Below are 17,935 nucleotides of genomic sequence, written 5' to 3' on the forward strand. Positions count from 1 at the left end.
GGCGAGGGGCGCTACTTGCGCAGTTGCAGCTCGTACAGCACCGCGGTACCGGCCGGCGCGACCTTCTTCACGTTCATCACCCGCCAGACATCAGCGCCGTCGATCACCTTGAACCCGGCTTTCGGCTCTGGCACGCCGACCGGCGAAAGGAAGCACTGCTTGTCGCCCACGGCCAGCAGCCTGGCGTCGATGAACGTCGCGCCAGCGGAGAGAAGCTCGTAGTCGAACAGCGCGCCGACGGCGGCTGGGAAGTTGGTCACCGTGTCCACTGCTGCACCGACGGCCGGATCATACTGGCCGGGCGCGATCTGCAGCAGGGTCAGCGTCTTGCCGAACTCGCGCAGAAGCTCGTCGGCCATGGCGGCCATCTCGTCGTAGAAACTCATACGTCCCACCATTCGGCTTTGCGCAGCCGCTTCGACATGCCGTGCTCGAACAGCAGGCTGGTGCCATAGTCGTGACACACGAACGTCTCGGCCGGCTGGCCAGTCTTCGGGTCCGCCATCATCGAGACGCCATAGTTCGTGCGCTTGAAGTCCGTCAGGAAGACCGGCATCTTCTCCGGGAACTCGCTCGGTGTGGCTGGACGCGTGCGTTCCATCACCAACACCGATCCGCTCGGGCTGATCCAGCGGCATGCAGCGAACCAGCGGGAGAACGGCGTGTCGCTGACGCGCTGCCACGTCTCCCACTCGATCACGTTCTGGAACGAACCAGCGCCGTCCTCGACCTTCACCACGCAGTCGGGCAGCACCTTGCTCGAGTAGACGACCCGGCTAATGCCGCGGCCGATCACCTGATCGCACAGCATGTGGAACGCGTCGCGTTGGACGAAGGCGTTTTCGCTCATGCGCGCACCAGCCTGATTTGACCGCTGCCGCCCGACACCAGCGGGCTCAGCAGCGAATCGACATACGGATACAGCTTCTGGCCGCCGTTGCGCTCATCGGGCGCGAACTTGCGGGTGATCGGTCCGACCGTCTGCTCGACGACCTGCTGCGGCGAGACATCGGCGATCAACTCCCCGGCCAGCGCCTTCAGCGCGAGCTCGCACACGGCGTCGCGGACCTGTTTCGGGATGATCGTGCTGTCTAGCGGCCATTCATCGACGACGACGTCGTAGCGCGGCCAGGCCAGCGCCTGCGTCGAGGTCGCGCGGCATCCGCGCCAGCCGTACTCGGCATCGACGTGGGCCGTAGCGCGGATCAGCGCCGCCTCCTTGTCAGGCGTCAGCTTGGCCGCCCACGCGTCGCTCTGGCGCTTGGCCCAGTACGCATCGGCATCGGCCACCGACACGTAGCTGTCCGCCGTCGGGCTTCCGGGTGTGGTGTCGATGGCCATGTGCCGTTACTCGGTCGGTTGGGTCGGGGCGTCCAGCAGAGCCTGCAGGTCGGCCTTCAGCGCGGTGCTCGGGAACTCGATGCCCTTCTCGGTCAGCGCGGCCTTCAGCTCATCGACGGTCAGGCCTTCGGAGGGCTTCTTCGCTTCGGCGGGCTTGACCAGCTCGCGCACGCGCTCTTCGTCGGCGGCGGTGAACAGTGCGCCGAAGTAGCTCCGCAGGCGGGCCACGACGTACTCCGGATCGGTCTGATCGCCGGGCAGCTCGGCCAGCGTCATGTCCAGCGCCTCGCGCGACACGGGCGTGGGTTGCTCCTGCTGCTCGATGTCGCGCTTCTCGCACGGCCGCCAGCCCGCGGCCTCGTGTGCGGCAAGCGTGGACGGATGCACTTCGATGTACTGGCCGCCCAAGGCGACCGGGATTAGTTGAACCTTGCTCATGGCAATTCTCCGGGTTGCGGTCAGGGGAGAAGCCGGAGCCCGAAGGCCCCGGCCGCTGCATCAGCCCAGCAGCGTGGCGATGTGCTCGGACTTGATGACCGCCGTGCCCCACGCCATGCAGATCTCGAACTTGACCTGACGGTACTGGCGATAGACGCGAACTTCGAAGCTCAGGCCGGTCACGGGGTCCGTGATCGTCATGGCATCGTCGGCCGAGTCACCACCCTCGGGCACGGCCGGCGCGCGGCAGGCCAGCACGATGGCATTACGCGAGAAGGCGTAGTTGCCGGTGTAGCTGTTGCCCACGGTCAGCGCGTTGCCGGTCGGGATCAGGATCTGCGCGCCCGGACGGTTCAGGCTGATCGTGCCCGGTGCGGCCACGCCAGCGCCGACGATGTACTTGTTCACCCCGTCGGCAGCGAAGGTCGCCACGTCACCGGCCAGCACCGTACCGGTACCGGTCGCGAGCACGATGTCGCGCACGCCGGCCGCCGTGGCGCCGCTGGTCACATAGCTCGCGCCCGTGCCTTTGACGTGCTGCGCGATGCCTGCCGAGTACCGCACGGCCATGTTCTGCAGCAGATCGGTCATGCCGTTGCGCAGCATGTCGCTCGAGCCCGCTTCGTTCACCTTGAACAGCACCGACTGCTTGCCGCGCAGGTTGGCGATCGAGGCCGAGTTGAACACGATCTGACGGCCAACCACGGGAGCGCCGTTGTCGTCGAGGATCTTGGCGACGCCGGCGAGATCGGACAGGTCGCCAGCGGAGCCCAGCGGGGTGGTGCCGGCAGTGCCGTAGGCGCGCGAGGCACCGATCTTCGCCGCGATCGCCAGATCGACTTCCATCGCGTTGACGATCTTGCGCAGGCCATCGGCGAACTGGTCGGCCAGGATCTTGTTGTAGGTGCCGGTGGCGCCCACAGCCTTCTGCTCTTCACCGTTCCAGCGGATCGGTGCGGCCTTGGACTTCGTAATGACGATGTCCGCGTAGCCCGGCGTGGTATCGCCGCTGCTCGCGGGCGTTGCGCCCGGCACGATGTCTTCCAGCGCGCCAGCTTCGCCAATCGGCACGCGCACGGTCTGACCCACGGCCGCGCGCTCGGCATTGCTGTCACGGCTCACGGCGGGGATGAAGCCCACCATCTCGCGCGACACCACGTTCAGCGCCTCGAACAGCGTCGGGATCAGCGGCGTCAGCACGTTGGCGCCAGCGAACATGCCGCGCGGCGCCGGGCGCGTGACCGCGTCCTCCAACTGCTTGAACAGCAGCGCGGTCACTTTGGCGACCACGGCCACCGGGTAGAACGCTGCCACGATCGCGAACGTCGCCAGGGCGAGGACGCGGGCCTTCGAAAGGATGCTCTTCATGTTGACCTCGAAAGGGATTTGCCGCGCGGGGCGGCTCGGATTGGTTTGAGCGACGTCAATCCGTGATCACAGCCTCGGCAGCCGCCTTTGCCTGATCGGCGGGGCTGAGCTGGGAGAACTGAGCACGGGTCATCGTCTTCTTGCCACCATTGCCACCGCCGCCGCCGTGAGCACCACCACCCGAAGCGCCGGAGCCCTTCAGAAGCGATGTCTTGTGCGGGTACGCATCGACCATCAGCTCGATCGCCTCGTCCGCGTCGGCGAGTTCGCCGTGGCGCGTGCGCGAATAGATCTTGCCGCCGGCGCCGTCATAGGCGACGAGCTTGCCGTCCTCGACCTTGAACCGATTCGCGAAGAGCGCGCGAGCGATCTCCACGCCGGCCGGGCCTTCGGCGGCGAACTTCTCGGCGATGTACTTCGAACCGGAGAACGCACCACCGATGAGGTGTTGGTTCAGCTGCGCTTCCAGGTCGGCGGCACGCTGTACGGTCGGAGCGAACTTCTCCTCGACCGACTTGATCGCCTCGGCCTTCACCTTCTCGACTTCGCCGGCATCCACCAGCTTCTTGTCGTCGAGGTTCTTCACGGTCGTCAGCGCCTTGAGCGCCGCTGCCGGGTCCGTGATGCCTTCGAAGGTTTTCAGGCTCGCCTCGGCCGTCTCTGCCCGCTCGCGATGGCTCTTGGCCTCGCCGTTGAGGCGAGAGATCGTCGCGACCGTGCTGTCGCCGTCGAACGGCGATTCCTTGCCGTCGGCACCGATGAACACGGGGAGTTTCTTGCCGCCTACGTCCTGAACAGCGATGTTGCCGGCTTCGTCGTACTTGAATGGCATGGTGACTTTCCTTGGGGCATCCGCCCGCGAGCTGGTGCGGCATCCGCCGCGATGCGCCCTGCGGCATCCACCGCGTTGGGCAATGAAAAACGCCCGCACGGTGTGAGCCGGCGGGCGCGGAAGCTGGAAACGAAAAAGCCCGCCGATTTGGCGGGCCTTCTGTGGAATGTGGTTAGAGCACTACTTTTGCGAGCGCGACCGACGTCCGATCTGCTCCGGCGTCATGCGCCGCAGCGCCTCAGCCTCCTTGGCGAGACCGGCTTCTTCGAAAGACAGGTCCGAGCGTCCCCCCGTGCGAGCTGCACGTTCGATTTCTTCCTGGGTGGACTTCCGCATGGATTTCTTGAGGATCAAGGCCAACGCGGTCATATCTGGACTCCGTTTTCCTTCAGGTACCGGGTCAGTATATCCCAGGACCGGCTCCCGGATTGCAGATCGAATTCCATGACCTTCCCGGAGCCGTTTTGCAGCCACCACGCGCGACCGGCTTCGGACTCCATCAGATCGAGAACGCTCCGTGCATCAGCCAGCCCCTGCGGCAGCCGGGCCCGTTCGTTGTCGGTCAGGGGGCCGTCGTACCCTAGCCGCGGCCACGTGTAGTAGCCGTTGAAGAGGTTGCTCCCCGGCCGGCCTGCCGCTTCCGTGACGATCTTCGTGAAGCCCTGCTTCGCCGCTTCCGTCGCCTCGATCGCAAGGCTTCGGACACCAATACCCTGGCTCTGGAATCTCCGCTTCAGCAAGAACGACTCGTTCACGATGAGGACCTTGCCGTCCTCGTCCTCGCGAATCTGCCGGACCATCTCGTCGAGCATCGGGTGCTTCACCGTAAAGGTCATGCCGGCATCCGATTGGCCTACGTGCACGTTCGACCCGTCCGGCGCACCGGTGAGTCGAGCGACAGTCGCAGGCGAGAGATTCTCACGCGCGTCGCCCGGGACCGACGGGTGGAATTCGACGTCCACTTTGCCGTTGAAGTACTTCTTCGAGACGTTGTCACGAAGGTCCGGCGGCGCCGCGGCATTAGCCCGCTCCTGAAGCTGCGCCAGCGTCAGCGGATTCCCCCGCTGATCCAGCAACTGCTGCAGCGTGATCTTCCCTGAGCGCCACAGGTCCGCCTTGCCCTTGCCTAGCACCTCGTCCTGAAAAGCCTTCGACTTGCCGGAGAGGAAGTCCGCGAACGACAGGTCGGCCGCGACCTGGCCGTCCATGCTCGCGCGGGTCGTCGGCGTGAAGTCCTCGACATCCATGCCGAGTTCGCGGAACGACTTCAGCAGCGGGATCTCGGTGCTACGGCAGTTCCAGTGCCGCGGCACGCCACCGTTGTACGGCAGCTTGTTGCCGTTGATCGGCTTGTTTTTCAGGTCCCACGATGCGCCGGCATAGGCGATGCAGATGTCCGACGTACGGCTGTCGAGAGTGCTGATCTGCTGCTTCCCCTTCACGATGTCCTGATTGGCATTCCACGTCAGGTCTCGCGCCTTCGCGCTGACCGTCTGCGTAGCCGTGCGCACCAGCGCCTCAGCATTGCGCCGACTGGTCTCGACCACACCGGTGAGGCCGCGCCGCGTCGATCCGCCGATGCGCGACACGATCTGGCCATTGGTCTCTCCGGCGGCCACGCCCGTGCGGATCTCGTTCGCGAACCGAAACGCCGTGTCGGCCGACTGCCGCGCGAGCCAGTCGCCCAACGGTGCGCCTTGAAACAGGCCGGTATCGACCAGCGCGCGCAGCGTAGCCGACGGCGCGAGCGTGCGCATGACGTCCACGCCCACGGCATTGTTCACGCTGGACAACACCCACTGGCTCTCCTGCTTCGCCAGGTCCTTCAGGTCGTCGAACAGCGTCGTCTGCAGGTCGCCGTAGCGCTCGGCCACGACCTCGCGGATGTCCTCGAGCAGGCGGTTCAGCCTCGCCTTCTGGTATTCCGTCAGCGGGCGTGCGCCAATTCGCCCTTCGACGTCGCGCAGCAGGTCTTCCAGCACTGTGAACACGAGGTTCGTCTCATGCCCGAGCACCCGGTTCAGATCCAACTGCCGCTCCACCGCCAGCGCAGCAAGGATGTCCGAGAGGTTCTTGGCCATAGCTTATGCGGTGGTCGGCGCCGCGCCGGGTCGGGGTGTGCCGATCCGCAGTTCCTCGTCTTCCCATTTCAGGTCGGGGCGCAGCATGCCGCGACGCTGCATCTCTTCGAATAGCGTCTGATCGGAGAGCGTGCCGGCGACATTCATCTTCTGGAGCAGGTCGGCAGACGCTTCGGCCAGCGTGGCCGCGCCGAAGTCCTTGAACACGTTGACGTGCCCACCCTCCTTCTCGCCCACCCACATGGCGGTGAACTGCAGAGAGGCGTCGATCGCGTCTTCCAGATCGCCCGCGATGCGTTGTAGCGCGCAAGCGCCCTGCTCGTTATCGGCCAACGTCTGCGACTCTGTGATGTTGCCGGGCTTGATCACCAGCAGCTCGGCGCCAGCCTGGCGCATCTGGTCTTCCAGATCGAGCAGCGACTTGCGGCCGGCTTCGATGGAACGGCCCTCGTGCTCGATGAACTTCATGTCGGCGTCCTTTTCCTGCGCCATTACCGCCGTATTGGCGCCGACGGTGAGGGACACCTTGTCGCCAAGCATCTTGGTGAACAGGATCGGCACACGCGCGACGTGCAGGATGGTCTGCTGGTCGCTCTTCGACTGCCAGTGCTCGACGTTCATGTACGCGAGGTCCTCCAGCGGCGGCGATCCGACCATGTAGGCGCGACGCTTGCCGTAGAACGGCGTGAAGGGGATGACCTGCAGGGAGGTCTTGCCGTAGTCGTACAGCGACCAGCCTTCTTTGCCAGATGAGCGGTAAATCCGCCACGCGCCGGGCGTCAACACCCTCACCTGCTCAATGCACTGTTCGCCAAACTCGCCTTCGTCCTCGGTGATCTCTTCGACGAAGCGCAACTGCGTGATCACGTCCTTGCCTTTGATCCGCTTCGACTTCCAGCCGAGTAGCTGATCGAGCTTGAGCAGGACCCAATACGGCCGCACCCCCGCCTTATCCTCTTCAGCCTGCGTCGGGTAGAGCAGCTTGCCAGTCTTGTCCGACGTGGTCGGAAAATCGACGAGGATGCCGCCAAAGCCCGGGCCCAAAGCTTCCTCGCAGCAGTTCGCTGCGAATGTATGCAGGTTTCGGCCCTGCAGGTCGATGTCCTCGGTCCACGTGCGGATCCTCTCCGGCACGTCGTCGCCGTAGGTCAGCGGCTTCGAGAATGGCTTGCCGGTCAGCACTTCGACTGTGCGCGGGAAGGCCGGAAAGAGCGTCGCCACGCGCAAACGTGCGTCGTAGCTGGCGCTTTCCTCGCTCGGCCACTGCGGCAGGTAAGTCGCTCCTGCGGCTCGCATGGCCTTCGTGCCCCCGAGCAGCGCGCGGATGACAGGCAGCGACGCCTTCATCGCCGACACGGCATCGGATTCGCTTCGGACTGAGGTTGCCATGGGAACTTTGGTTCGGTTACAGGCGCAGCGGCTGCGTCACCGCCGTGCGCTTCACAATCGGCCACAGGCGCGCCAGCGGATAGCCGCCGGCATCGTTCACGTGGTCATGGCCGGTCGCCTTGTCCGGCTCGCCATTCTTGTCATAGGGCTGCTGCTCGAGCGCCTCGGCGAAGGACGGGCACTGGTGGGTGTTGACCAGCAGGCGCCGCTGGCCGAAGTCGTTCAGCAGCAGCGCATTCACCGCGGCGACACGGTCTTTCACCGCCGGGTTGGTCGAACCCACGCTGACAGTGAAGCCCTCTTCCCTCAGTATCGACAGGTCCGACTCGCTCGCATTCTTGCTGCTCGTGGACTTGCCGCTCGCGTCGGGGTAGATCACGATGCTCCGGCTCGGCGTGTCGCCAGACCGGTACCGTTCTCGGAGCATCCGGGCCATGGTTGGCGTGTCGCGCACGCCCGTCAGTTCGGCCACCGCCCGGGGCTGGCCGTCACGGATCACGTAGATCACGGCCGCCATCTTCAGCACGTTGAAGTCCATGCCGATGTGCAGCGCGTCGTCCAGGCGGATCGTTTCGTCCGTGTGATTGAGCTTCCGGTCGAAGTAGGCGTAGACCGAGCCGCTCGTCAGGTTCACGAACTGGCCGCGCAGGTAGGCCATGATCAGCTGCGGCGGATAGCTCGCGCGCAGCGACGAGATGTACTCCGGCGGCAGGTTCTTCGCGTTCTGGTACGTGCTTGCGTGCACCAGACCGTAGAGCGTCGCCAGCTCGGGCTTCTCCCGGACCGCTTTGACGAACTGCTCGTAGACGAAGTTGAAGCCCTCGGGCGTCGTCGTGACCGAGATCCCGTTCTTCAGCCCGGGCGCCACCTGGCGCATCCGCGCGATGATCTTCCGCCACGAGGTGCGCGCCTCGGTCCGCCGCATCACGTCGAGCTCGTCGATCAGCGCCTTGCCGATCTTGAAGCCCACGATCTTGCCCGGGTCGTCCATCGACCGGCAGATGATCGTGCCGCGGTATTGCCGCCCGGCGTACAGGTGCACCTCCTTGTTCGAGGTGTTCACCCGCGCATAGAGCCCCCAGTCGGCGGCGACTTCCTCGATGGTCGGGAAGAAGATGTCCCGGATCTGGCCGTAGGTCGGCGCGAAGTAGCCGGCATTGATCCGGGGAAACTCCCACGCGTGTTTGCACAGGTCGGCGCAGCCCACCCACGTCTTGCCGGAGCCGTAGCCCGCCACGAACGCCTTGAACTTGTACTCGAGCGCGAGGAACTGCGACTGCGGGACATTAAGCGTCGGCATCTGGCTCAGGCTCGCTGGCGTCCTGCACCGTGACGGTCACGGACTTGGGCGGCGGCTCGTCGGTGGGGATGATCTCGGCCTTGTCTCGCCAGGCGCGCCGGTTCTTCAGCCAGATGAACGCGGCCGCGGTGTCAGGCGGGTAGATCTTCCGAATCTTGGTCTTCCGGATCTTGCCGCCCACCACCCGGATATCGACGTCGTCGTGCTCGAATCCGAGCGCACGCTGATATAGCCGATCCGCCACATTGGCGTCGGCGAGGATCTTGCCCCTTTTAAGGGCGTCCGAAAACTCAACGTTTGAGCGCTTCCAGCGGCCCAGCGTGGTCTCACTGACCCCGAGCGCGTCGGCGATTTCCTCGTCGGTTGCGCCCAGCTTCGCCAGCTTCTCGACCAGCACCGTGAACTCGGGCCGGTAGGACGATGGCCGTCCGCCGCCCTTGTTGCCGGCGGCGTTCCTGTTTCCCTTGGGTGCCGGCATAAACGTCGTGTGTTGAGGGGGGGTGCAGTCCGCCCACCGCCTAGGAGACCCCGCGCTGCCGTCACGGGAGGCTGTCATCGCGTCAGACTGCTGCCGGTGTTGTGCCCCACCGCCGGCCGGGGTGCCGCCACAGTTTGCTAGATAATATGGAAAATTTTCTGAGGCGCGTTATGCCAAGCAATTACGAAAGATTTCAACAATTCACTTCGGCCTGGGCTAAATACATACTCAAGCCGAAGATGGAGACGTCGAGAAAATCAGTCGCGCTGGAATCTGTTGGCCGCATGCTCGACTACACACCACCGTCGGATGCCCCCATGCCATCGGATCTCACGCCCGAAGAGGAACTCTTCATGCGGTATTTCAAGGCATTCAATGAGGTGTCAAACACTCTTGATGTCATCGAGGACATGAAGATTTATGTGAGCCGATTTCCTTTCGGTCGGACCAGAATCAGCCGCGAACGATATCTCTCATTACAGATATCCACCTACCTGAACGAAATCTACATTTTGAAGACCAGACTAATTTCGTTCGCGAGGCTGATAAAGGATACCAACAAGCTGTCTGCGAACCGTCCTGTAATCGATAGCGCGATGGGGCCGATGTTCAGCTACATTGCGGATTCTTTTCGCGGGATCGAAGACACACGCGGTAGCCACGTGCACACTGCGCGGTACCACGATGACGACATTCTTCGCATCGCCACTTTCGAAATGCTGTCGAAATACACCGATTGGGGTGAAGACCACCTCAACGAGGCATACAAGTTCGCGCGCCGTAAATGGCTGAAGACCATCGCCACAAACCAGATCGCGATTGACGGGGTGATCGATACCTTTTTCCTTGCCGCTTGGCGCTGTATCTATGCTCCTGAGGCCCGGTTCGACATGGCGAAACTTCACGCGCCGGTTCCGCCAGGTCCATGAAGGCACTGGCGCCAAGAGAAAAGCCCCGCGCGGCGTGAACCGGGCGGGGCTTGGCTGAGTCTGGGTGGAATCTACATCGCTTGTTTGAAAAACGCAAGGGGATTCTCGGCGCTATCCCTTACGCAGCAACGGATTGCGACGAGTCGCACGCTGTACGGTCCGGGACGATCCCGTGGGCCACGAACGACGGCTCCAGCCGCGCCAGCGCCTTCACCTCCAATGCGGGGAAATGGGTCTGCATCCACTTCGCCGCGCAGGCCACCCGGTACACACTGGTCTTCCCCTTGTCGGCGAGGTCCCGCAGGCTGTATCCATCGCGCTGCGCGCGCGGCAGATAATGCCGGACGACCAAGCTGGCAATCAGGCTCAGCGCGGTCAGCCCGCACGACCGGCGCGCGTAGACCGCAAGGCGCTGGCACCCATCCAGCTTGTCGGCACCGTGGCCGTACCGCGCCAGCACGACCGCGTACTCGGGCGACGTCAGCCGGGTCTTTGCGGCGTCGGTGATCATCGCGTACTGGGCGCGCATCTCGTCCATGGTCAGCCGGTCGGGGTCGTAGTCGCCCATGCCTACACCGCCGCGCAGCTCGGCCAGCCACTTCTCCTGCGCGGCAGTGGGCTCGTCGATCGCCTCGAGCAGCTGGATCAGCATGTTTCGGAACGGCGCCTTCTGCCGCGGCGGCATGGCCAGCACGAGGTACGACACGTGCAGCGCGTGCGAGACGTCTGCGAACAGCGGCTTATCGGTCATTGGGCACCTCTTCGAGCAGCTCACCGAACTTGCTGGCGACCAGCGCGCGCATGGCCGCGACGAGCGGGCTGCCTGCGATACCGCTGGGCTCCATATCATCGACAAGCCACGCGCCCCACGTCTGCCCTCCGCGCGGCATCACACCGATGCGATGCCGCGCGATGAGCGGGCCACCGTGCTCCCACGATAGCGACGGTGCGAAGTGCTGCAACTCCTGTCGCATCGCATTTCGCGGCACAAGCAGGCACCGCTCGACCTCTTCATCGGCGAAGAGGACAAGCTTCACACCTTTGAACTTCGGGTCGAGCGTCATCGTGGGGAACAGCTCGTGCGCCCACGTCCACGATTCGTCAGCCATGGCCACCCAGTAGTCGAGCAGCGCCCCTTCCAGTTCGGATACCTTCATCTCACTTCTCCCCGTCATTGAAATGCTGGCACCGCCGGCCGTGCTCGCGCCGCTTGCCACCTGGCAGCAGCTTGATGCAGACCGTGTGCGTGGTGCCCATCAACTTCTTCGTGCGCTCGTGCGTGCAGCCCTTGCAACTGCGCGCCTCGTTCTGTTCGTAGACCTCGGCCGGGTCGCGGTACATGTAGGCCGGCAGCGTCATGCGGCCTCCCAGCGCAGTTTTGCCTGCAGCGGATGCGTGTCCACGCGCGGGCGGCTCGGGCAACTCCAGCTTCCGCCATCCGTCTCGGCGACGACGCGCCAGCCAGCCGCGCGCAGCGACGCGCCACCTTCCTCGCGCAGCGTGTAGGTGACCAGCTTCCGGTAACCCAGCGCGCGCGCCGCGCGCCACGCCGCGGCATACAGCATCGAGCAGGCGTTGCGATGACCATCGGTGCACAGCCGGTTCACCTCGAGCGTCCAGCCATCGTCCAGAGCGCGAGACACCGGGCGGCCCACCTGGGCCACGCCAACAACAACACCTTCAGCCGCCACGGCGACGCAGAACTTGCAGCCGACCGGCGGCCGGTGGTGACGATGATGGCGCCGCACGAACTCGTTCGCCTCAGCGAACGTGATGGGAACGATCGCGAGCGTCATTCGGCGTCCCGGGCATGCAGCGTGCGCACGCGGTTGTCCTGCCAGCGGTCGAACGTCTCGCGGCGCCAGGCCTCGTAGTCGGGTTCCTCGATGGCATCGCCCTCCCCAATGCCGCCGATGCGCCGCAGCGCGTAGACCGCCGCGAGCACTACCGTGGCGGTGGCCAGCAGCCAAATCAGAATCGTGTCCATGGTCACCCCCTGCTGATAGGCGTCATCTCGCCGCAGTGGCGGCACTTCGTGCGCGAGCGCTCGGCGAGCCGCGCGAGTTCCTGCTGGTGCTGCGCGTGCTGCTGGTGCCAGCGCGTCTCAATGCGCGCTAGCTGCGATAGCACCCACATCGGGTTCAGCTTCTCGCGGCAGGCCAAGCACTGGACCTCACCGAGCTTCTCGTCGATCTCGAACCCACGGTCGTGCTGGCAGCCGGGCTTGTAGAGCACGCGCTTCAGGTACGGGCCGTCCTCCACCTCCGGCTTCTTCTTGCCCGTGAACGCGAGCACGGTCGCCTGCGCATCCGCCTTGCAGGCGGCGAGCGTGACATCGATGCCGGTACCGTCGTCGATCGTGGTCATGGATGCACTCCGTCAAAGCTGACGCTGAACTCGCCGGCCGCGTGGGCCTGCACCTTGGTCAAGTACTCGCTGAACTCGCCGGCCGACATGTCGGACGTGGATTTGCGCGACAGGTGCAGCCGGCCGTCGGGCAGCTTGCGCTCGACCTTCACGCCGTAGAGGTCGGCGAAGTACTCGTGCCACGTGTCCTTGTCGTACTGGCGCCCCTCGACCCACGCCTGCTCCGAGATATCGCGCAACACCACACCCCAGTAGTACCGGTTCGATTCGTTGGTGCGGCGCTTCTCTTCGGACGTGATGATCAGACGCAGCGGCGTACCGCGCTCGATGAAGGCTCTGGCGTTCGCTTTGATGAAACCCAGCACGAACGGCCACTTCGAGGGGCTGTCGAGCACGATCTCCTTGAAGAGAACGTTCGCCATGTCACGTCCTCGGCCGGGCCAGACGCACGCCGCGATTCCACCGGCAGTTCTCTGCCCGGTGACCAAAGCCGCCGCAGTAGCAGCAGTAGCCGTTCCAAGTCTTCATGACAGCCTCCAGATGAACGGCGTGGCGAGGACCGCCCCGATCACGATTGCGCCGAAGATCAACACGATGTCGTCCATCACCCTCTTCTCCCCATACCGAAAAGCGCGCGCACCAGCGGATGCTGGGTCGTTCCGACCTTCCCCTGCTTCAGCGCCTGGCGCACGACGTTGCGCCGGAGCTGCGCGACGTACGCGAGCGGGTCGTTCTTGCGCTGGCGATCGCGGAACCGCTGCGAGGACTCGGCCCGCGTCATCACGCGCGGCCGCGGTGCGTTGCGGCCAGGCACGGGCAGCCAGTGCGGTACCGGCGCGCCGTGGCCGGACTGCCAGCGCGCGACGTGCGCCTGCTTCTTCTGCCGGCGCTCGGCCATTAGGCAGTCGATCGTGTGGCGCGCAGCGCCGGTGGCGGCAGCCAGTTCCTTCGTGCTACGCGGCTTGCCGTCGGCGCAGACGCGCTGTATCGCGATCCAAGTGGGCGAGCGCTCGGTGGTCAGCGGCTTGGAGCCGAGACCCATCGTCTTGGCCTTGTGGAACACGGTGTCGCCTGTTCGGCCGAGATGCGCACCGATGACGCGGTACGACTGACCGGTGGCGACCAGCTCGCGCAGCTTCGCTTCCTCTTCGGGCGTCCAGCGGGCGGCCATGGGTCAGGCCTCCTGCTGCCGCGCGTACTCGAGCAAAGCGAGCGCGTCGGCGTGGTTGTCGTCTTGGACTCGATGACCGCGCGAGCGCATCGCCGCGATTACCGCTTCCTTCTTCGCGTTGCCCTTCCCCGTCGCCGACTTCTTGATCGTGCCCACGCCCACACCGATCAATTTGATGCGATTGCGGTCGGCGAAGGCCTGCAGGAACGCTTCGAAACCGCCGTACACGTGCGCGGCAAGCGTGTTCGGGTTGTCCCTGTTGCCGTGGGCCATCACCAGCTCGTAGTAGATCGCCTGCAGCTCGCCGGCCGAGGTGTACTGCTGACCGAGCCACGCCTGAAACTTCAGCCAGCGCTGACCAGGCCCCTCGTTGCGGCGCGCGGCGAACGACTCGGTGCCGCTGCGCAGCTTCCCATCGCGCAGGCCGAGCGCCCAGCCGAGTTGCGTGCCGAGGTCGAGCGCGAGGATGTTGGCGTTGCAGGTCGGCGTACCCACTTCTGCGTGCTCCGTTTCCGGTTTTCCGCTCGCAACTGAGGCGATCGCCGCATTGGTTGCCCTGTCGCTCGCGTCGCATAGGCGTTCAAACGCCGCGCGTTCGGCGCGCTTTCGATCGCTCGGAAACGGCCACGCGGCTTGCCGCTCGTCAGCCTTGGTGATGGTCTCGAACAGATCGTTCATCGTCGTCTCACAGGTCTGCGGCGATGCCGCGTTTGCGCACGGCCGGGCCGTGGCCGAGGATGGGCAGTGGGCCCGTCCAGTTTTCGAACTTCGTCACGGGGCCGCAGTACAGCAGCGGCACGTCGCTCAGCGCGCCGTTCCGGTTCTTCCGGATCAGCACCTCGGCGTAGCCCTTGAGGTCGTCGTTGTTGGGGTCGTACATCTCCGGCCGGTGGACGAAGAGCACCACGTCGGCATCCGCCTCGATGTCCCCGGAGTCACGCAGGTCCGACAGGATCGGTCGCTTGTCCGGGCGCTCTTCGTTCTTCCGGCTCAGCTGCGCGAGCGCGACGACAGGAATCTCCAGCTCCTTGGCGAGCGTTTTGAGGCCGCGCGAGTACGCGCCGATCTGCTGCGTGCGCATCTTTTCCTCGCCACCGGACATCAGGCCGAGGTAATCGACAATCAGGAGGTGCAGCCCGTGCCGGCGCCTGTGCGCCTTGGCCTTGCTCTTCACCTCCAGCAGCGACAGCGCGGGCGAGTCGTCGATCGCGAAGGACATGTCGTCGATGTTCTGGATTGCCCAGGTCATGCGCGGCCAGTCGTCGTCCTCGAGGCGACCGCTGAGCAGCCGCGAAAGCCCGATCTTTCCCCGGTTCGCAACAGAGCGCGCGACGATCTCTCGGTCGGACATTTCCATCGACAGCAGCAGCACGCTGCGGCCGGCGTGGGCGATGTTCAATCCGACGTCGGTGGTCAGCGCGGTCTTGCCCATGGATGGACGGCCGGCCACGATCACCAGGTTGCCCGGATGCAGACCGCCATTCAGCGCGCGGTCCAGCGATTCGATCCCGGTCGAGATCGAAGGATCGACGCGGCTGTGGTAGCGCTCGTCCACCTCTTCGACGAACTCGGTCAGCAGCTCGGCCAGCATCCTCGGCTCGCGGCGCACACCGATCTGCGAAAGGTCAGCCAGCAACGCCTGCGCCTTGTCCACGATATCGGCGCCCTTCATGGCGCTCGGCGTCTCGACCAGCTCGAGCACCTTGCGCGCGGCGACGGCGGTCTCGCGCAGCAGCGCGCGGTCGCGCACGATCTCCGCGTAGCGCGAGACATTCGCGGCCGATGGTGTGTTCTGAGCCAGCGCGTTCAGGTACGGCAGGCCGCCAGCCCGCTCGGCCTGTGCATGCGTCTGCAGGAACTCGAACACGGTCACCACGTCGGCCGGCTTGTTCGCCGAAACGAGCCGCACAATGGCGGAGAAGATCACGCGATGGTCATCGCGCCAGAAGTGCGCGGGGTCGAGTCCGTTGATGCGATCGACCGCATCGTTGTCGAGCAGCAAGCTACCGAGCACGGCCTGCTCGGCCTCGATGCTGTGCAGCGCGCGCGGCTGCGGAAAATCGTCCGGGGCGCTCATGCCGTAGCCATTCCGGGTACGTCGCTGATATGCCCCGAACGTCCATGCACGTTCTTGATCACGCGGTCGCCCCACAGCAGGACGTGGGCACCGAGCGAAGCGTCGAACGCTTCGGGCAGCAAGCGGTACTGGACAGGAATCGACTCATCGGCAATCAGCTCTGGCTTAAAATCTCGGTCGGACAACCAAAGGACGCGGCCGTCAATCATGGACAGTCTCCTTGACACATCGTGGGTGGTGGCGGTCGGCAACTACGAATCGCCGTCTCGATTTGGCGTGAGCGTGGAGCCGGCGGAGGCGATGATTCGCCGGAACCTCGGCGCACTGCAGGACTGCGTTCCACCGCCGACGTACGTCATCGTTGGGCTCTTCGACAACGAAGAATCGGCACGTGAGTGGGGACGCCGCATCCAGGCCATGCGCAACGATCGGGCAGACATTCAGGATCTGCTCACGAGGCGGCCAAGCGAAGACTGACTTCCTCATGCCGCTTCTCCCTCGTGGTACTTGCCCTCACGGATCTTCGTAAAGTTCGCGAGCTTGCAGATCCATTCGAGATCGGCCCGGAAAGGCTTGCGGCCAGGCTGCGTGTAGGCGCGCCCGGTCAGGAATGCGGAGTCGGCAACGTACGTGAAAAACTTCCGCCAGTAGTCGAGGTCCTGGCGTTTCGGATCCTCGCTCCACCTCGCGCGCAGGTGTTCCGCACGCGTCGGCGTCCACTCGCGAATCTCCGGGCACATGGGCAGGATCTCGTGGTAGAGCGCCACGATCTGCTTATGCGGACAGGCAGGCTTGCCCGATTTTTCGATTTCTTCGGTCGTGTGGACGAGGACAAGGTCGGTAGCGGGCACGCTATCGACGACCAGTACGTTAGTACTGGTAGGGGTTAACAGATCCTCTCCATTCCCTTCCCCTCCCTTCCCTTCCGTAGGCGAGTCACCAGCGAGACACCTTGCGTCACCTTGCGTCACCAGCGCGTCACCAGTGCCGATTTTTCGCTTACACGAAGCGCACACTAACCCGTATCCCTTGTATTCAAGCGCTTCTTCAGGTGACACGTAGGTGACGCGCGCAAGTGTGACACCGGGTGCGTCACCGCACTGGTGACACGCGTCACCTCGGAAATCACGAAGCTTCTTCAAGAGCAGTTGACGCTGCTTTCCACCCAGCCTTTTGAGGTGACGCGCGTCACCTGTGTCACCCGTGTCACCTGCGTCACCATGTGTGTCACCTGCCGGGTGACGCAGCGTCGGTTGATCAATGCGCTGGTGACGCCAGCCAGTGACGTGCCAGAACTCGCGGCCTTCGACCTCGTATTCGACCAGCAGCTGCTGCTCGATCAACTCGTCCACCCACTGCATGACAGTGGCCGCGGCGACGTCATCGCCAGGCAAGACCTCGGCTTTCAGGGTGATCGCACTGGCGGGATGATTACCGCCGTCGTCGCAGAAGTTCCACATCCCGATGAACAGCAGCCGCGCGTCGCGCGAGACAGCCATCACCTGCTCGGATGTCCAGAACTCTGGTTTGATGGTTCGAATGCGGGCCATGCTACTGCTTGCTCCCGGCCGCCGCGCTGGCGAGTAGCTCGGCGATCTCTCGTTTGGCCTGCGCGCACAAACACACCCGGACCTCCTTTGCCTCGGACACGGTCATGCGGTGCAGCAGTTCGTTGATCCACCCCAACTGAGCGAGGTGTTGCTGGTCGGAGTTCATGCGACCGACCTCAACAGCCCAGCACGTTCCATACGACCGGCCAGCGCCGTCATGGCCTTCTGCGCCTCGATGAACTCCCGCTGCAGGCGCGCACGTTCGTCCTCGGGCTCGATGGGCTTCGGATCCTCATAACCGATCTCGCGCGCCATGAAGTTCATGGCCGCGTGGCAGCCGCGCTCGTGGCCCATCTTCAACAGCAGCAGGACGTGCTCGGGGGAAAGACGCTCGATCCGGCTCTCATTGAGACACGCGAGCAGGAGACGATGCGCGGCATCGGGCGTCTTCTCGGGCCACAGCTTCGAGGCCACGACCTTCGCGCCACCGCATGCCCTGACGACCTCGTTGAAGGCGTCGTTGATGTCCTCGTAGAACAAGGCTGTCTGGGTCATTTCACCCCGCTCCCAAAAATTTGTAGTGCTTTGTAGTGCTCTAAGACGGCGAAAAAATT

General features: G+C 64.5%; 27 protein-coding genes. 2 read left to right on the top strand and 25 right to left on the bottom strand.

The features are described 5' to 3' along the window. Positions 1 to 11 precede the first annotated feature (11 nt). From AAHB16_RS01630 to AAHB16_RS01680, 11 genes are all read right to left on the bottom strand, one after another. Positions 12 to 386: a hypothetical protein gene (locus AAHB16_RS01630; RefSeq protein ID WP_342049879.1), complete on the bottom strand. Its 375-nt coding sequence runs from the start codon at positions 384 to 386 to the stop codon at positions 12 to 14. Next, a complete protein-coding gene (locus AAHB16_RS01635; protein WP_342049880.1) occupies positions 383 to 850 on the bottom strand; it encodes a hypothetical protein in 468 nt (155 codons plus the stop codon). Before AAHB16_RS01635 ends, AAHB16_RS01630 begins: the two co-directional genes overlap by 4 nt. After that, complete coding sequence (locus AAHB16_RS01640) at positions 847 to 1,341, bottom strand: DnaT-like ssDNA-binding protein (RefSeq protein ID WP_342049881.1); 495 nt, start codon at positions 1,339 to 1,341, stop codon at positions 847 to 849. The genes AAHB16_RS01635 and AAHB16_RS01640 overlap by 4 nt, the downstream gene beginning before the upstream one ends. A gap of 6 nt (positions 1,342 to 1,347) precedes the next feature. Further along, positions 1,348 to 1,779 (bottom strand): HeH/LEM domain-containing protein, encoded by a 432-nt coding sequence (locus AAHB16_RS01645; RefSeq protein WP_342049882.1) that lies wholly within the window; start codon positions 1,777 to 1,779, stop codon positions 1,348 to 1,350. A gap of 60 nt (positions 1,780 to 1,839) precedes the next feature. Next, positions 1,840 to 3,147 carry a P22 coat - protein 5 family protein gene (locus AAHB16_RS01650; RefSeq protein ID WP_342049883.1) on the bottom strand — a complete coding sequence of 436 codons (1,308 nt, stop codon included), beginning with the start codon at positions 3,145 to 3,147 and terminating at the stop codon, positions 1,840 to 1,842. Between the two features lie 55 nt (positions 3,148 to 3,202). Beyond that, the gene (locus AAHB16_RS01655; protein ID WP_342049884.1) at positions 3,203 to 3,979 is read right to left on the bottom strand and encodes a DUF6651 domain-containing protein; all 777 of its coding nucleotides are present in this window, start codon (positions 3,977 to 3,979) and stop codon (positions 3,203 to 3,205) included. 180 nt (positions 3,980 to 4,159) lie between these two features. Further along, positions 4,160 to 4,348 carry a hypothetical protein gene (locus tag AAHB16_RS01660; RefSeq protein ID WP_342049885.1) on the bottom strand — a complete coding sequence of 63 codons (189 nt, stop codon included), beginning with the start codon at positions 4,346 to 4,348 and terminating at the stop codon, positions 4,160 to 4,162. Beyond that, positions 4,345 to 6,060 carry a phage minor head protein gene (locus tag AAHB16_RS01665; RefSeq protein ID WP_342049886.1) on the bottom strand — a complete coding sequence of 572 codons (1,716 nt, stop codon included), beginning with the start codon at positions 6,058 to 6,060 and terminating at the stop codon, positions 4,345 to 4,347. Before AAHB16_RS01665 ends, AAHB16_RS01660 begins: the two co-directional genes overlap by 4 nt. A gap of 3 nt (positions 6,061 to 6,063) precedes the next feature. Beyond that, positions 6,064 to 7,449, bottom strand: a complete 1,386-nt coding sequence (locus AAHB16_RS01670) for a DUF4055 domain-containing protein (RefSeq protein ID WP_342049887.1) — start codon at positions 7,447 to 7,449, stop codon at positions 6,064 to 6,066. Positions 7,450 to 7,465: 16 nt separating this feature from the next. After that, complete coding sequence (locus AAHB16_RS01675) at positions 7,466 to 8,749, bottom strand: terminase large subunit domain-containing protein (RefSeq protein WP_342049888.1); 1,284 nt, start codon at positions 8,747 to 8,749, stop codon at positions 7,466 to 7,468. Continuing rightward, positions 8,736 to 9,227, bottom strand: coding sequence for a terminase (locus tag AAHB16_RS01680; protein ID WP_342049889.1), 492 nt, complete (start codon positions 9,225 to 9,227; stop codon positions 8,736 to 8,738). Before AAHB16_RS01680 ends, AAHB16_RS01675 begins: the two co-directional genes overlap by 14 nt. A gap of 170 nt (positions 9,228 to 9,397) precedes the next feature. Here AAHB16_RS01680 and AAHB16_RS01685 point away from each other — a divergent pair, with 170 nt between their 5' ends. Continuing rightward, complete coding sequence (locus tag AAHB16_RS01685) at positions 9,398 to 10,156, top strand: hypothetical protein (RefSeq protein ID WP_342049890.1); 759 nt, start codon at positions 9,398 to 9,400, stop codon at positions 10,154 to 10,156. 118 nt (positions 10,157 to 10,274) lie between these two features. On the opposite strand, the gene AAHB16_RS01690 is transcribed toward AAHB16_RS01685, so the two are convergent. The 11 genes from AAHB16_RS01690 to AAHB16_RS01740 form a co-directional block, all read right to left on the bottom strand. Next, on the bottom strand, positions 10,275 to 10,907 hold the full coding sequence (locus AAHB16_RS01690) for a hypothetical protein (protein WP_342049891.1): 633 nt from the start codon (positions 10,905 to 10,907) through the stop codon (positions 10,275 to 10,277). Then, the gene (locus AAHB16_RS01695) at positions 10,897 to 11,313 is read right to left on the bottom strand and encodes a phage protein NinX family protein (protein ID WP_342049892.1); all 417 of its coding nucleotides are present in this window, start codon (positions 11,311 to 11,313) and stop codon (positions 10,897 to 10,899) included. Before AAHB16_RS01695 ends, AAHB16_RS01690 begins: the two co-directional genes overlap by 11 nt. Position 11,314: 1 nt before the next feature. Beyond that, on the bottom strand, positions 11,315 to 11,515 hold the full coding sequence (locus tag AAHB16_RS01700; protein ID WP_342049893.1) for a hypothetical protein: 201 nt from the start codon (positions 11,513 to 11,515) through the stop codon (positions 11,315 to 11,317). Beyond that, positions 11,512 to 11,952 (bottom strand): XF1762 family protein, encoded by a 441-nt coding sequence (locus AAHB16_RS01705; protein ID WP_342049894.1) that lies wholly within the window; start codon positions 11,950 to 11,952, stop codon positions 11,512 to 11,514. Before AAHB16_RS01705 ends, AAHB16_RS01700 begins: the two co-directional genes overlap by 4 nt. Next, positions 11,949 to 12,143, bottom strand: coding sequence for a hypothetical protein (locus AAHB16_RS01710; protein ID WP_342049895.1), 195 nt, complete (start codon positions 12,141 to 12,143; stop codon positions 11,949 to 11,951). Before AAHB16_RS01710 ends, AAHB16_RS01705 begins: the two co-directional genes overlap by 4 nt. Positions 12,144 to 12,145: 2 nt before the next feature. After that, complete coding sequence (locus AAHB16_RS01715) at positions 12,146 to 12,523, bottom strand: hypothetical protein (RefSeq protein WP_342049896.1); 378 nt, start codon at positions 12,521 to 12,523, stop codon at positions 12,146 to 12,148. Beyond that, positions 12,520 to 12,945: a recombination protein NinB gene (locus AAHB16_RS01720; RefSeq protein WP_342049897.1), complete on the bottom strand. Its 426-nt coding sequence runs from the start codon at positions 12,943 to 12,945 to the stop codon at positions 12,520 to 12,522. The genes AAHB16_RS01715 and AAHB16_RS01720 overlap by 4 nt, the downstream gene beginning before the upstream one ends. 182 nt (positions 12,946 to 13,127) lie before the next feature. After that, positions 13,128 to 13,694: an SANT/Myb-like DNA-binding domain-containing protein gene (locus AAHB16_RS01725; protein ID WP_342049898.1), complete on the bottom strand. Its 567-nt coding sequence runs from the start codon at positions 13,692 to 13,694 to the stop codon at positions 13,128 to 13,130. Between the two features lie 3 nt (positions 13,695 to 13,697). Next, positions 13,698 to 14,372 (bottom strand): polynucleotidyl transferase, encoded by a 675-nt coding sequence (locus AAHB16_RS01730; RefSeq protein ID WP_342049899.1) that lies wholly within the window; start codon positions 14,370 to 14,372, stop codon positions 13,698 to 13,700. A 7-nt stretch (positions 14,373 to 14,379) separates the two neighbouring features. Beyond that, positions 14,380 to 15,771 (bottom strand): replicative DNA helicase, encoded by a 1,392-nt coding sequence (gene dnaB, locus AAHB16_RS01735; RefSeq protein ID WP_342049900.1) that lies wholly within the window; start codon positions 15,769 to 15,771, stop codon positions 14,380 to 14,382. Beyond that, positions 15,768 to 15,980, bottom strand: coding sequence for a hypothetical protein (locus AAHB16_RS01740; protein ID WP_342049901.1), 213 nt, complete (start codon positions 15,978 to 15,980; stop codon positions 15,768 to 15,770). Before AAHB16_RS01740 ends, dnaB begins: the two co-directional genes overlap by 4 nt. On the opposite strand from AAHB16_RS01740, the gene AAHB16_RS01745 reads away from it, so the two are divergent. Continuing rightward, positions 15,979 to 16,248, top strand: a complete 270-nt coding sequence (locus AAHB16_RS01745; protein WP_342049902.1) for a hypothetical protein — start codon at positions 15,979 to 15,981, stop codon at positions 16,246 to 16,248. The two genes, AAHB16_RS01740 and AAHB16_RS01745, sit on opposite strands and share 2 nt — an antisense overlap. 5 nt (positions 16,249 to 16,253) lie before the next feature. Here AAHB16_RS01745 and AAHB16_RS01750 read toward each other — a convergent pair whose 3' ends face one another. The 3 genes from AAHB16_RS01750 to AAHB16_RS01760 are packed head-to-tail and all read right to left on the bottom strand — an operon-like array spanning position 16,254 to position 17,876. Further along, positions 16,254 to 17,321 carry a hypothetical protein gene (locus tag AAHB16_RS01750; RefSeq protein ID WP_342049903.1) on the bottom strand — a complete coding sequence of 356 codons (1,068 nt, stop codon included), beginning with the start codon at positions 17,319 to 17,321 and terminating at the stop codon, positions 16,254 to 16,256. 1 nt (position 17,322) lies between these two features. Then, positions 17,323 to 17,487: a hypothetical protein gene (locus tag AAHB16_RS01755; RefSeq protein ID WP_342049904.1), complete on the bottom strand. Its 165-nt coding sequence runs from the start codon at positions 17,485 to 17,487 to the stop codon at positions 17,323 to 17,325. Then, complete coding sequence (locus AAHB16_RS01760; protein WP_342049905.1) at positions 17,484 to 17,876, bottom strand: hypothetical protein; 393 nt, start codon at positions 17,874 to 17,876, stop codon at positions 17,484 to 17,486. The genes AAHB16_RS01755 and AAHB16_RS01760 overlap by 4 nt, the downstream gene beginning before the upstream one ends. Positions 17,877 to 17,935: the final 59 nt, after the last annotated feature.

It is taken from the genome of Cupriavidus sp. OTU4054 (assembly GCF_038440175.1).
Classification (GTDB): domain Bacteria; phylum Pseudomonadota; class Gammaproteobacteria; order Burkholderiales; family Burkholderiaceae; genus Cupriavidus; species Cupriavidus pauculus_D.

Excerpts from the sequence above, each read along its gene's own strand:
- AAHB16_RS01630 (WP_342049879.1), bottom strand. The coding sequence starts at position 386 with ATGAGTTTCTACGACGAGATGGCCGCCATGGCCGACGAGCTTCTGCGC.
- AAHB16_RS01635 (WP_342049880.1), bottom strand. The coding sequence starts at position 850 with ATGAGCGAAAACGCCTTCGTCCAACGCGACGCGTTCCACATGCTGTGC.
- AAHB16_RS01640 (WP_342049881.1), bottom strand. The coding sequence starts at position 1,341 with ATGGCCATCGACACCACACCCGGAAGCCCGACGGCGGACAGCTACGTG.
- AAHB16_RS01645 (WP_342049882.1), bottom strand. The coding sequence starts at position 1,779 with ATGAGCAAGGTTCAACTAATCCCGGTCGCCTTGGGCGGCCAGTACATC.
- AAHB16_RS01650 (WP_342049883.1), bottom strand. The coding sequence starts at position 3,147 with ATGAAGAGCATCCTTTCGAAGGCCCGCGTCCTCGCCCTGGCGACGTTC.
- AAHB16_RS01655 (WP_342049884.1), bottom strand. The coding sequence starts at position 3,979 with ATGCCATTCAAGTACGACGAAGCCGGCAACATCGCTGTTCAGGACGTA.
- AAHB16_RS01660 (WP_342049885.1), bottom strand. The coding sequence starts at position 4,348 with ATGACCGCGTTGGCCTTGATCCTCAAGAAATCCATGCGGAAGTCCACC.
- AAHB16_RS01665 (WP_342049886.1), bottom strand. The coding sequence starts at position 6,060 with ATGGCCAAGAACCTCTCGGACATCCTTGCTGCGCTGGCGGTGGAGCGG.
- AAHB16_RS01670 (WP_342049887.1), bottom strand. The coding sequence starts at position 7,449 with ATGGCAACCTCAGTCCGAAGCGAATCCGATGCCGTGTCGGCGATGAAG.
- AAHB16_RS01675 (WP_342049888.1), bottom strand. The coding sequence starts at position 8,749 with ATGCCGACGCTTAATGTCCCGCAGTCGCAGTTCCTCGCGCTCGAGTAC.
- AAHB16_RS01680 (WP_342049889.1), bottom strand. The coding sequence starts at position 9,227 with ATGCCGGCACCCAAGGGAAACAGGAACGCCGCCGGCAACAAGGGCGGC.
- AAHB16_RS01685 (WP_342049890.1), top strand. The coding sequence starts at position 9,398 with ATGCCAAGCAATTACGAAAGATTTCAACAATTCACTTCGGCCTGGGCT.
- AAHB16_RS01690 (WP_342049891.1), bottom strand. The coding sequence starts at position 10,907 with ATGACCGATAAGCCGCTGTTCGCAGACGTCTCGCACGCGCTGCACGTG.
- AAHB16_RS01695 (WP_342049892.1), bottom strand. The coding sequence starts at position 11,313 with ATGAAGGTATCCGAACTGGAAGGGGCGCTGCTCGACTACTGGGTGGCC.
- AAHB16_RS01700 (WP_342049893.1), bottom strand. The coding sequence starts at position 11,515 with ATGACGCTGCCGGCCTACATGTACCGCGACCCGGCCGAGGTCTACGAA.
- AAHB16_RS01705 (WP_342049894.1), bottom strand. The coding sequence starts at position 11,952 with ATGACGCTCGCGATCGTTCCCATCACGTTCGCTGAGGCGAACGAGTTC.
- AAHB16_RS01710 (WP_342049895.1), bottom strand. The coding sequence starts at position 12,143 with ATGGACACGATTCTGATTTGGCTGCTGGCCACCGCCACGGTAGTGCTC.
- AAHB16_RS01715 (WP_342049896.1), bottom strand. The coding sequence starts at position 12,523 with ATGACCACGATCGACGACGGTACCGGCATCGATGTCACGCTCGCCGCC.
- AAHB16_RS01720 (WP_342049897.1), bottom strand. The coding sequence starts at position 12,945 with ATGGCGAACGTTCTCTTCAAGGAGATCGTGCTCGACAGCCCCTCGAAG.
- AAHB16_RS01725 (WP_342049898.1), bottom strand. The coding sequence starts at position 13,694 with ATGGCCGCCCGCTGGACGCCCGAAGAGGAAGCGAAGCTGCGCGAGCTG.
- AAHB16_RS01730 (WP_342049899.1), bottom strand. The coding sequence starts at position 14,372 with ATGAACGATCTGTTCGAGACCATCACCAAGGCTGACGAGCGGCAAGCC.
- dnaB (WP_342049900.1), bottom strand. The coding sequence starts at position 15,771 with ATGAGCGCCCCGGACGATTTTCCGCAGCCGCGCGCGCTGCACAGCATC.
- AAHB16_RS01745 (WP_342049902.1), top strand. The coding sequence starts at position 15,979 with ATGGACAGTCTCCTTGACACATCGTGGGTGGTGGCGGTCGGCAACTAC.
- AAHB16_RS01740 (WP_342049901.1), bottom strand. The coding sequence starts at position 15,980 with ATGATTGACGGCCGCGTCCTTTGGTTGTCCGACCGAGATTTTAAGCCA.
- AAHB16_RS01750 (WP_342049903.1), bottom strand. The coding sequence starts at position 17,321 with ATGGCCCGCATTCGAACCATCAAACCAGAGTTCTGGACATCCGAGCAG.
- AAHB16_RS01755 (WP_342049904.1), bottom strand. The coding sequence starts at position 17,487 with ATGAACTCCGACCAGCAACACCTCGCTCAGTTGGGGTGGATCAACGAA.
- AAHB16_RS01760 (WP_342049905.1), bottom strand. The coding sequence starts at position 17,876 with ATGACCCAGACAGCCTTGTTCTACGAGGACATCAACGACGCCTTCAAC.